The sequence below is a fragment of the Nicoliella spurrieriana genome, from assembly GCF_023380205.1.
GTDB classification, from domain to species: Bacteria; Bacillota; Bacilli; order Lactobacillales; family Lactobacillaceae; genus Nicoliella; species Nicoliella spurrieriana.
Window position 1 is genome coordinate 1,073,483 of the sequence record NZ_CP093361.1, and the last position, 12,133, is coordinate 1,085,615.

12 protein-coding genes are annotated in these 12,133 nt (G+C 34.8%); all 12 read left to right on the forward strand.

Going from position 1 to position 12,133, the window contains the following annotated elements:
- Window position 1 precedes the first annotated feature (1 nt).
- Entirely contained in the window at window positions 2-382 is a 381-nt protein-coding gene (gene ftsL / locus MOO44_RS05955; RefSeq protein WP_260116233.1) for a cell division protein FtsL, read from the forward strand.
- Complete coding sequence (locus MOO44_RS05960) at window positions 379-2,541, forward strand: penicillin-binding protein (RefSeq protein ID WP_260116234.1); 2,163 nt, start codon at window positions 379-381, stop codon at window positions 2,539-2,541. Before ftsL ends, MOO44_RS05960 begins: the two co-directional genes overlap by 4 nt.
- A 14-nt stretch (window positions 2,542-2,555) precedes the next feature.
- Window positions 2,556-3,509: a phospho-N-acetylmuramoyl-pentapeptide-transferase gene (mraY, locus tag MOO44_RS05965; protein ID WP_260116235.1), complete on the forward strand. Its 954-nt coding sequence runs from the start codon at window positions 2,556-2,558 to the stop codon at window positions 3,507-3,509.
- A gap of 24 nt (window positions 3,510-3,533) precedes the next feature.
- Window positions 3,534-4,910: a UDP-N-acetylmuramoyl-L-alanine--D-glutamate ligase gene (gene murD, locus MOO44_RS05970; RefSeq protein ID WP_260116236.1), complete on the forward strand. Its 1,377-nt coding sequence runs from the start codon at window positions 3,534-3,536 to the stop codon at window positions 4,908-4,910.
- Window positions 4,910-6,004 (forward strand): undecaprenyldiphospho-muramoylpentapeptide beta-N-acetylglucosaminyltransferase, encoded by a 1,095-nt coding sequence (murG, locus tag MOO44_RS05975; protein WP_260116237.1) that lies wholly within the window; start codon window positions 4,910-4,912, stop codon window positions 6,002-6,004. The genes murD and murG overlap by 1 nt, the downstream gene beginning before the upstream one ends.
- Window positions 6,005-6,024: 20 nt before the next feature.
- A complete protein-coding gene (locus MOO44_RS05980; protein WP_260116238.1) occupies window positions 6,025-6,861 on the forward strand; it encodes a cell division protein FtsQ/DivIB in 837 nt (278 codons plus the stop codon).
- Window positions 6,862-7,021: 160 nt separating this feature from the next.
- Window positions 7,022-8,365, forward strand: coding sequence for a cell division protein FtsA (gene ftsA / locus MOO44_RS05985; protein WP_260116239.1), 1,344 nt, complete (start codon window positions 7,022-7,024; stop codon window positions 8,363-8,365).
- 19 nt (window positions 8,366-8,384) lie between these two features.
- Window positions 8,385-9,647, forward strand: a complete 1,263-nt coding sequence (ftsZ, locus tag MOO44_RS05990) for a cell division protein FtsZ (RefSeq protein ID WP_260116240.1) — start codon at window positions 8,385-8,387, stop codon at window positions 9,645-9,647.
- A gap of 26 nt (window positions 9,648-9,673) precedes the next feature.
- Window positions 9,674-10,123 (forward strand): cell division protein SepF, encoded by a 450-nt coding sequence (locus MOO44_RS05995; RefSeq protein WP_260116241.1) that lies wholly within the window; start codon window positions 9,674-9,676, stop codon window positions 10,121-10,123.
- A 17-nt stretch (window positions 10,124-10,140) separates the two neighbouring features.
- A complete protein-coding gene (locus MOO44_RS06000; protein WP_260116242.1) occupies window positions 10,141-10,422 on the forward strand; it encodes a YggT family protein in 282 nt (93 codons plus the stop codon).
- Window positions 10,419-11,201 carry a YlmH family RNA-binding protein gene (locus tag MOO44_RS06005; RefSeq protein WP_260116243.1) on the forward strand — a complete coding sequence of 261 codons (783 nt, stop codon included), beginning with the start codon at window positions 10,419-10,421 and terminating at the stop codon, window positions 11,199-11,201. Before MOO44_RS06000 ends, MOO44_RS06005 begins: the two co-directional genes overlap by 4 nt.
- Window positions 11,202-11,217: 16 nt before the next feature.
- Window positions 11,218-12,051 carry a DivIVA domain-containing protein gene (locus tag MOO44_RS06010; RefSeq protein ID WP_260116244.1) on the forward strand — a complete coding sequence of 278 codons (834 nt, stop codon included), beginning with the start codon at window positions 11,218-11,220 and terminating at the stop codon, window positions 12,049-12,051.
- Window positions 12,052-12,133 lie beyond the last annotated feature (82 nt).

Here is a 12,133-nt window from a genome sequence, read left to right on the forward strand (position 1 = left end):
TATGATGGAAAAAAGTGTATATGTGCAAACCCCAGATGAGGGTCTTATTTCCGGTGGAGTTGAAAGAAATAAAGTTCGTCAATCTAGAAATCCTAATCCTCATAAAAAGAACGGAATTTCTAGAATGGAAATATTTCTATATATCTCACTCTTGGTCGGTTTTATTGCGCTTGTCTTAGTTTTAATTTCTGCAAAGGTTAATCTTAGTTTGGCTCAACAAAATTTACAAAATGTTAATCAAAAGGTGGAAAAAATACATAACGATAATAGCAATCTTAAGCAAGAAGTGAGTGAATTACAAAGTAGTAGTCGTCTCCAAAAAATTGCTCAGAAGAATGGCTTGTCGCTTTCTAATAATAATATAAGGAATGTTAGAAAATGAGTAAGAAATCTTTAATTGGGAAACGAACAATTAAACAAAATCGTAAATATTATGGGGTAGGCCTCTTCGGTTTATCCCTTTTCGTTTTTGTTCTAATGATATTACGATTTTCCTACATTGGACTTTTTAAAAATATTAGCGATGTTAATTTAATTCAAAAAGCACAAAATTTATATACTCAGACTAGTGTCATTAAAGCCAAACGAGGGACCATTTATGATGCAAATGATCAACCAATTGCTGAAGACACTAGTACCTATTCGATTTATGCTGTCCTTGATAAAAATCAAAAAAGTGTTAATGGAAAGCCAATTTACGTTGATAATAAGAAAAAAGTCGCTCGTTCATTATCTAAAATCTTACCAATTTCTTATAAGCGGGTCTTAAAAGATTTAAATCCCTCAAATAAAAATACTTTCCAGGTTGAATTTGGTAGTGCTGGCCAAAATATTTCATTAACAACGAAGCAAAAAATTGATGATCAGCATCTTCGTGGAATTAACTTTATTCAGCAACAATCAAGATTGTATCCAAATGGAATTTTTGCTTCACACTTAATTGGAATTGCTTCTCCGTTTACGGATAATAAAACCGATAGTACTAGTTTAGTAGGTCAAATGGGCATTGAAAAAGCATTTAATAATTATCTAACCGGAACCGATGGAATTAAAAAAGTTCAAAATGATGTTTATGGTTATCAATTACCTAATGGGGTTAAAAAGGATAAACCAGTTAAAAATGGTGATAATATTTATACAACGCTAGATTATCGACTGCAAACCTTGTTAGAAACTGAAATGTCTAGTGTTTATGCTCAAGTCCATCCTTCATCGATGAATGCGGTTTTGATGAATGCCAAAACTGGAGAGATTTTAGCAGCGACACAACGGCCGACTTTTAATGCTACAAATAAAGAGGGGATTGGGAGCATTTGGCGTGATACTTTGGTTGAAGATCAATTTGAACCAGGATCCACAATGAAAATATTTACCATGGCTGCAGCAATTAACAGTCACCATTATGACGGGAACGCTTACTATCAATCTGGAAAATATGATATCGATGGTAATATCGTTCCTGATTGGAACCCAAGTGGTTGGGGGACAATTACTTATAATAAAGGATTTGCACTTTCTAGCAATGTTGCAATGGCCCATCTAGAGCAAAATATGGGCGCTAGTACTTGGATGGATTATATTAAACGGTTCCAATTCCTAAAAAGTGTTAATACTGGACTAGATGGTGAGCAATCCGGAAGTGTTCAGTTTAAATATCCAATTGAACAAGCAAATACTGCATTTGGACAAGGAATTCAAGTTACATCAATGCAAATAATGAGGGCGCTTTCTGCGGTTTCAAATGATGGTAAGATGCTACAACCACGGTTTATTACTAAAATCGTAAACCCTAATAATAATAAGGTTGTTAAATCTTATCCCAAGAAGGTAGTCGGAACGCCAATTACTGCTAAAACCGCGAAAGAAGTTCGTCAACATATGGAAGACGTAGTATATAAACCATATGGAATTGGTGCTGATTATAAAATTCCTGGATACCGAATTGCTGCTAAAACTGGAACTGCCCAGGTAAGTAATGGTAATGGAGGATATTCATCAGGTGATAATTCCTATCTATACTCAGTTGCTGGAATGGCACCCGCTAGTGATCCTAAATATGTAATGTATATTACTATGAAGCAACCCAATTTAACTAATAGCAAGCTAACAGCATCTCAATATTTAGCTGAAATTTTTAAACCGGTATTGAAGCGAGCTCTTTCTGAAGATAAAATTGGCAAAACTACAAATACTGTTAAAATGCCAACCCTAATTGGTTCCAGTGTTTCGGCTGCTAATCGTAAATTAGCAGCTGCTGGTGTCAGTGCAACCATCGTAGGGAGTGGAAATACGATTACTAAACAATCAGTCGTTGGCGGTGAAAAAATATTTAAGAACCGGAAGTTAATTTTAATTACCAATGGGGCACAGCGAATGATTAACTTAAAGGGTTGGAGTGAGTCAGATGTTTCTGTTTACTGTCAATTAGTTGGTTTGAAGTTGAGAACTAGTGGTGAAGGAGTAGTTAAAGACCAAAGCATTGCAACGGGTGCATCAATAGAATCAAATAAGACGTTAGTAATTAAATTTAATAAAAATTAAGGATTGATAAAATTATGAATTGGATTGTACCAATAATAATTAGTTTTGTAATTACTTTAGTAGGAATGCCAAAACTAATTAGTTATTTTAGAGCTAAACATGAAGGACAAATGATTAGAGAAGAAGGTCCTAAATGGCATGAAAAAAAATCTGGTACCCCTACGATGGGTGGATTATGGTTTATCATTGCAATTATCATTACAAGCCTTGCTTATTCACTTTTTGTTGGTCAGATGAAACCAACGCTATTAATTTTGCTGTTCATTCTATTATTGTATGGACTTCTTGGAATGTGGGATGATAGCATTAAAATTTTTAAACGCCAAAATGAAGGATTAAAAGCTTGGCAGAAATTATTAGGCCAAATTGTTGGTGGCGTTGTTTTTACATGGGTTTTTAGTTATTATTTTCCATTAGCATTACGGATTCCAGTAGTTGGAAATATCCATCTTGGTTGGTTATATGCACTTTTTATTATTATTTGGCTGACTGGTTTTTCGAATGCTGTTAATCTAACTGACGGCTTAGATGGACTAGTTTCTGGGCTCTCAATCATTGCATTTGGTGCATATGGAATCATCGCTTATTTCCAAGGACAGTTTGAAGTACTGATCTTCTGTTCATCGGTTGTTGGAGCGATGCTTGCATTTATTATTTTTAACCATAAACCTGCTAAAATTTTTATGGGAGATATGGGTTCATTAGCACTAGGTGGTTCACTAGCGGCAGTTTCAATTCTACTTCATCATGAGTTATCGTTAATTTGGATCGGAATTGTATTTGTAATTGAAACCCTAAGCGTAATTATTCAAGTGACCTCGTTTAAATTAACTGGTAAACGAATTTTTAAGATGTCTCCAATTCATCATCATTTTGAAATGAGTGGTTGGTCTGAATGGAAGGTTGACATCGTTTTTTGGTTAGTTGGGTTATTTGCAGCTGTAACGGGATTGTTATTCATGATTTAATAGATTGACTTGGAGGTAGACATGATGAAGCAGATTAGTAGTTATCAAAATAAAAATATTTTGGTGTTAGGAGCTGGTAAAAGTGGCATCAATGCAGCTAATTTATTAGTTAAATTAGGTGCCAAAGTTACAATTAATGATTCTAAACCAGCAAACAAACTAAGTGGACTAAACCAATTAAATCCATCGATTAATGTGATTACTGGAGGTCATCCAGATAATTTATTGGATTCTAAATTTGATTTAATGGTAAAAAATCCAGGAATTCCATACGATAACGTTGTTGTTCAACGCGCTAGTGCTTTAAGAATGCCAATTATTACTGAGGTGGAATTAGCTAGCGAAATTAACGATGGTGATTTAGTTTGTGTTACCGGGAGCAATGGTAAAACAACTACCACTACTATGATTACTAAAATGCTAAATCAAGATCGTCACTCTGGAACTGCATATTCAGTTGGTAATATTGGAATTTCAGCTTCAAAGGTTGCTGAGCAAATTAATCCTGGTGATACAATGGTGATGGAGATTTCTAGTTTCATGTTATTAGGAATTACTACTTTACACCCACACATTGCAGTTCTTACTAATATTTTTGCAAACCATTTAGATTATCATAAAACGCGTGAAAATTATGTAAAGGCTAAGATGCGGATTACCATGAATCAGAATGAAAATGATTACTTCGTGGTTAATTTTGATTCTAATGAATTGCAGCAGCTGAGTAAGCAAAGTCGTGCTAAGGTAGTTCCATTTTCTAGGTTAGCTAAATCTAGGGATGGCGCATATGAAGAAAACGGAAAATTATACTTTCAATCAAATTACATTATGGATGCTAAGGATATCAGAATTCCTGGTGAACAAAATGTTGAAAATGCATTAGCAGCAATTACAGTTGCCAAGATTGTTGGTAAATCTGATCAATCAATCAAACACGTCTTGACCACATTTGGTGGGGTTAGACACCGCGTCCAATATGTTTTGAGTGCTAACGGACGTAAGTACTATAATGATTCTAAGGCAACTGATATTGAAGCTACTCAAATGGCATTACGTGGCTTTAAAGCTCCAATTATTTTATTAGCAGGTGGATTAGATCGGGGTTATACATTTGATAAGTTAGTCCCTGATTTAGCTGAACATGTAAAGGGAATTGTTTTATTTGGTCAGACTAAATATCTATTGAAGGATGCTGCTGAAAAAGCAGGAATCCGACAAATTAAATTGGTAAACACCTTAGATGAGGCGGTTCCAGTTGCTGAATCAATGAGTGCTCCCGGGGATATTGTATTATTATCGCCAGCAAATGCTAGTTGGGATCAATTTGAAACATTTGAAGTTCGTGGTGATGAATTTATTAAAGATGTAGAACAACTAACTGGAAAACAGGAGGAAAAATAATGCGTTTGATTGTATCAGGTGGTGGAACTGGTGGGCATATTTATCCTGCACTGGCTCTAATTGAAGAGGTAAAAAAACAAGAACCAGATTCTCAAATTTTATACATTGGTTCTACTCGTGGATTGGAAAAAGATATTGTTCCACAACGTGGAATCGAATTTAAAGAATTAAAAATTCAGGGATTTAAACGTTCATTATCATTGGATAACATTAAGACTGTTAGTTTATTTTTACGAAGCGTTCATGACTCTAAAAAAATTATTAAGCAATTTAAGCCAGATATTGTAATTGGGACCGGTGGTTATGTTTCTGGAGCGGTTGTCTATGCTGCTAATCGTTTACATGTCAAAACAATGATTCACGAACAAAACAGTGTTGTCGGATTAACTAACCGGTTCTTATCTCATTATGTTAATAAGATTGGAATTGCTTTTAAAGTAGCTGCCAGTCAATTTCCAAAGGACAAGGTTACTTTTGTTGGCAATCCTCGTGCCCAACAGGCTGCTAGTGTGGTTAGTCATTTTAAATGGTCTGAATATGGATTAAATGATGACCAACCAACGGTATTGATATTTGGTGGCAGTCAAGGTGCTCTTAAAATTAATGAGTCAACCATTAGTGCAATGAAGGAGTTTAGTAAGCGTAATTACCAGGTCCTATTTGTTACGGGCCAAAATCGATATCAAACTGTTAAAACGGAGCTTGGTAATCAGCAGTTAGGGAAAAACATTGTAATTAAACCTTATATCTCTAATATGCCAGAAATGCTTCCGAAGGTCTCATTAATTGTTGGGCGGGCTGGAGCAACTAGCTTAGCTGAAATTACTGCAATTGGGATTCCATCAATTTTAATTCCAAGCCCATATGTTACTGCTGATCATCAAACTAAGAATGCCAAAAGTTTAGTTGATGGTAAGGCGGCATTAATGATTACCGAAGATGATTTGAATGCTAATTCATTGGTTGAAGGAATTGATGAATTGATGCATGATGATCATAAACGTAATGAAATGGCACAAAACGCTAAAAAAATTGGGGTGCCAGATGCAGCAACAAGGCTCTATAAGGAAATGCGCTCAGTAATTGATAAATAATTATAAAGGGGGTTTGTTAAATGGCTAGGATTGGGAAGAACAATCAAAAAAATACTACCGAACAGACTCCCTGGGAGCAGTATCAAAATCGTTATCAAAAAAACGAAAAAGTTAAAAATCGTTTTTTTGGAAATCGATTTAATTTTCAATGGAAATTAAAATTGAATGCTGCATTTATGAGATTTAGTATCGTAATGGGCCTACTAGTTCTAATGTTAATTTCTCTTATATACTTAGTTTCACCATTGAGTAGGGTTTCACAAAAATCAATTACTGGTAACCATAAGTTACAAACAGATGAGATTATTACCTCAATTCCGATTAAAAATGGTGATTCGATAATTCATATTTTAAACCATCGTCAACAAATTATTAGTAAATTTCTAAAATCTAATCCACAGGTTAAGAGTGCTAGCTTTGATGTTAATCATCTTAATCGTGTTAAATTTACAATTGTTGAATATGGAACCGCAGGTTATTTATATAGTCAGGATAAATATTATATTGTATTAGATAACGGCGAAATTATTAATAAGTATATCTTAACGCCATCTTCCAGCCTGCCTATTTTTGTAAATTTTAAACCTAATAATAATTTAAAGATGATGACGGTTCAATACAGTAAACTTTCAAAGACGGTTAAACAAAATATTATTAAAATCGAAAAAGCGCCTACTAGTTATGATCCACAGAGAATTAAACTAACTATGCATGATAAAAACATTGTTTACGCTAGAAGTGATACATTAGCATCTAAAATGAGTTACTATCCATCAATTGTTTCTAAAATCAAGAAACCATCAATTATTAATCTAGAAGTAGGAGCATATTCATACCCTATTAAATATAAAAAATAATGTTAATATTATTTGGTTAATCTTTTGTAATGTAACGGTTTGTGTTAAAATTATCTTGATTTTAATACGAGTTATTTTTCATTTAAGCATAATTAAAATGGAGTTAATTATTAATACTCAATTAAAAATAATCTAAAATATTGGAGGTCCCCCAGCTAATATGGATAATTCAGGAATGTATGTTGGACTGGACATTGGAACTACCTCTATCAAGGTTATTGTTGCTGAAGAAGTTAAGGGACAGATGAACGTCCTAGGAGTTGGAAATTCTAATTCTGAGGGTGTCGATCGCGGCATCATCGTTGACATCGATAAAGCAGCTCTTTCAATTAAAAACGCAGTTAATCAGGCTGAGGAAAAGGCAAGTATTCAAATTCATGACGTTGTGGTTGGAATTCCTGCTAATTTAATTAAGATTGAACCTTGTAGTGGGATGGTTGCAATTTCTGACCAGTCCAGAGAAATAAAAGATTCAGATGTACAACAAGTGACGGTTTCTGCAATGGTTAAAAATTTACCACCAGAAAGACAGGTTATTGATGCAATTCCAGACCAATTTATCGTTGATGGATTTGATGGGATTAGGGATCCACGTGGGATGGTCGGTGTTCGCCTAGAGATGCGTGGTCACATCATTACTGGCCCTAGGACAATTGTTCATAACGTTGAGCGAGCAGTTCAAAAAGCAGGCTTAACAATTGAGTCCACGATTGTTAGTCCATTAGCTTTAGGAAAGTACCTGCTTAATGATGGTGAACAAGACTTTGGAACAATTGTAGTTGATTTAGGAGGTGGACAATCCACCGCTGCTGTTATTCATAATCACCAGTTAAAGTACACTACCGTTGACAAAGAGGGCGGCGAGTTCATTACTAAGGATATTTCAGTGGTTTTGAATACCTCAATGGAAAGTGCTGAAAAATTAAAACGAGATTATGGATATGCTGATTCTGTTGATGCTTCAGATGAAAATAAATTTCCAATTGAGGTGGTGGGTCAAAGTCAACCATCACAAATCTCTGAAAAAATTCTTTCCGAAATTATTCAGGCCAGATTAGAACAAATTTTTAGTAGGTTAAAACAGGGATTAAATCAAGTTTCTGCTTTGGGACTTCCTGGTGGAATTGTTTTAACAGGTGGGGTTTCAGCTCTTCCTGGAATTGCTTCCTTAGCTGCTGATACCTTTAATAATAATGTTAAAATCTTTATTCCTGATCAGATGGGATTAAGGCATCCGTCGTATTCATTATCATTAGCATTGGTATCATATCGTGGTAATATGAGTGAAATTGAAGTTTTGGTTCGTTCTGTACTAAAAAATGGAGTTACTTTTAAAACAAACGATATTGAAAATACTAATAATGAATCAGATTATCAAAATGAATACGAAAATCAAAACTTTGACGAAACCGAGCCAATGGATGAACCTACGTCTCGTTCTAAAAGTAAAAATAAACTAGGCAAATCGATTACCGGATTTTTCCGTAGGTTAATCGATGATTAAATAAACGGAGGAATTTACAATGGAATTTTCATTAGATGAACCTGAAAACAAGGGTGCTAAAATAAAAGTAATTGGAATTGGTGGCGGAGGTAGCAATGCTGTTAATCGGATGATTGCAGATGACGTTAAGGGTGTTGAATTTATTGTTGCTAACACTGATGTTCAAGCTTTAGATACCTCTCAGGCCCAAGTTAAAATTCAATTGGGACCTAAATTAACCCGTGGATTAGGTGCAGGCTCAAATCCAGAAGTTGGTAGTAAAGCTGCTGAAGAAAGTGAAGATGCAATTGGAGAAGCCCTTGATGGGGCTGATATGGTATTTATTACTGCTGGAATGGGTGGTGGTACTGGTAACGGTGCTGCTCCAATTGCTGCTAAAATTGCTAAAGATCAAGGTGCATTGACCGTTGGAGTTGTTACGCGTCCCTTTAGTTTTGAAGGACCTAAGCGGACTCGTTATGCAGCCGAAGGGGTCACAGCTTTAAAGGAAAACGTTGACACGTTAGTTGTAATTGCAAATAATCGTTTATTAGAAATGGTTGATAAGAAGACCCCGATGATGGAAGCATTTAAAGCAGCTGATAATGTGTTACGTCAAGGGGTTCAAGGAATTTCTGATTTAATTACTAATCCTGGCTATGTTAACCTGGATTTCGCTGACGTTAAATCAATCATGCAAAATCAGGGTTCTGCATTAATGGGTGTTGGAACTGCGAGTGGTGAGAATCGTGCCGCTGAAGCCACTAAAAAAGCCATCTCATCACCGTTATTGGAAGCTTCAATTGAGGGGGCGCAGCAGGTACTACTGAACATTTCTGGTGGACCTGATCTTTCGTTATTTGAAGCTCAAAGTGCTTCTGATATCGTTACTGAAGCTACTAAAAATGATATTAACATTATTTTCGGGACTTCCATCGATAATAACTTGGGTGATGAAATTCGGGTAACCGTTATTGCAACTGGGATTGATGAACAAAATAACAATCAATCTACTAGTAGCAATGTTAACAGCCGTCCTAATGTAGGAAATTCACAACCAAAGCCTAATCATAACTCAAATGATAATGTTACAAAGCCACGGTCGAATGTGCAAAATGATCCAATGAATAATTGGAATATTAATGACCAACCAGTTCATAATGATAATCAAAATCAAAAACCTGAACATTCTAGTTTTGATCCATTTGATGCAAATAACGTTAATACTGGATCTAACGATAATAATGATTCTGATGATGACGATTTACCACCATTCTTTAAGTTACGTCGTCGTAATAAGTAGTTACTTTTTTAGGGAGGAGTGGTTTTTTGTCTGATAAGTTTAAGTTTAGTAAGTTCTTTGGACTTGATGATGAGGATAGTTCTAATCAAGTGAACGAGCCAAATGAACATCAGCCTAAGTCAAAGATCAATCCTGAACAACCAAATCCCCAACCCTCGATTTCCCAACTTGATTCTAAAATTGTTTCAATTCAGCAGAAACAAAATCAAAGTAGTAAAATTTCAATCTTTGAGCCTAGGGTTTATTCAGATGCTAAAAAGATTAGTAGTAGCTTGATTGATAATAATGCTGCAATTGTTAATTTTGATCACACTGATAATAATTCAATTACTAGAATTATTGATTTTTTAAGTGGAACGGTATTTACACTTGATGGTAGTGTCGAAAGAATTGGCGACCGGGTGTTTTTATTTACACCCCATAAATTTGAAATTAGTGGTGATGATAAGGGAGATTTAAGGGATCATTTTAGATAAGGAGTTGGACTGAATAAATGTTGACCACCGTTATTGATTTAATTTTTTTCATTTTGAATCGATTAATATCACTTTATATGATCATCATTGTTATTTATTGTCTACTAATTTGGCTTCCCAATGCAGCTTATTCTAAGTTTGGTCAATTTATAGCTCGATTTGTAGCACCATTTTTAAGATTATTTAGCTTTGCTAGAATTGGAATGGTTGATATATCGCCCGTAATTGCATTAATTGTTCTACAAGTTTTACAATCCATTTTAATGAGAATAGAAATTCTGGTGTTAAATTTATTATGAATGAAAATATAGAACAACATTTTAGAAGGGATGAAATTCCATTTCTAGAATTAATGGATGACTTAGTTTCTCAGACAATTACTGAATATCGCCCTATTTTAACTAGTTTTTTGAATCCCAGACAGATGTACCTATTACAAATTATCGTTAATAGTTATGAAGATGTTAAGGTATCTTACTTTGGTGGGCTACATAATTCTGAGATGAAACGTGCGCTGATTTATCCTAGCTATTTTGAGCCAAATGATAGTGACTTTAAGCTATGTCTTTTTGAAATTAAATATCCAACAAAGTTTGCTAATTTACATCATGGTCAGATTTTGGGGACTCTAATGGGTTCTGGAATCGAACGCAATGTAATTGGAGATATTTTATTTGATGGAGTGCGATGGCAGTTTGTTACGGAAGAAGAGATGCAAATTTATTTGGAGGGGCAAATTGACCGGATTGGTAAAATCAAGGTTGATTTACAGAAACTACCCATTAATAAAATAATTGAGCCACTAGATGAGTGGAAGGAAGTTAACACAACTGTTTCTTCATTGCGTATTGATAATGTGATTTCAAAAGGATTCAATATTTCAAGAAATATTGCAAAAGATTTGGTTAAACATGGTAAAATACATTTGAATTGGGGCGAATTTGATCGGCCCGATTATGAATTAGAAATAAATGACGTTCTATCAGTACGTGGGTATGGTCGCTTAAGGGTTTCACAGGTACTGGGAGTTAGTCGGCGAAATAAATTAAGAATTAGTTTATCAATACTAAAAAAATGATTTGGGGGAATACAAAATGGTACTAAGTCCACAAGATATTCATAACAAAGAATTTTCAGTTAAAATGCGTGGGTATAACATTGATCAAGTTAACGATTTTTTGGATCAAATCATTAAAGACTATCAGATTACAATTAAACAAAATGACGATTTAAGAACCGCTTTAAATCAGACGCAGTCTCAATTAAAGCGGTTCAATGAAATGCAAAATTCACTTAATCAATCAATTTTAGTTGCCCAACAAGCTGCTGATGAAGTTAAAAATAATGCCACTGGAAATGCTCAAACTGTTCTGAATGAAGCTAAACAGCAGGCTCAAAAAATAGTTAATGATGCTACTAACAAAGCTCAAACGGTTGTTAACAGCGCTAACCAACAAGCTGGGACAATTATTAATAACGCTAAGCAACAATCTGATCAAATGATTGCTGATTCTAGTCAGCAGGCATCTGCTTTAACTACTCAGATTACGACTTTGAAGTCAACTAGTCGTGATCTTCGTGAGAAAATAGTTCATTTATTACAAGGACAGTTAGCATTGGCACAAAATCATGATTGGGATGAATTGCTAAATTCTGATAATAATAATTCTAATCCCGCTCCTGCTCAAAATCCGGAGCCAGCACCTAATAATTCATTTAACCAAGGGGCTCATTTTGCTGGGAATAATGATTTGAATCAAGCGCCTAACTTCAATCAGAATAGTTCTAATAATGAAATGGCATATAACCTTGACAACATGCAAGGACAGAGTGTAAAATCTAGTCAAGATCAAGGTGGTAATGGTACTTCATCTGAGATTGAAGCGAATACCGTTTACTATCCTGATGGATCTTCAAGACAAATTTAATAGCATTCAATTGAATGGGATAGTGAAAGTTTAAAACGCCTCAAGCGAGTCGAAGCGCGGTGAGAGTTCGATAGGTTGTTTT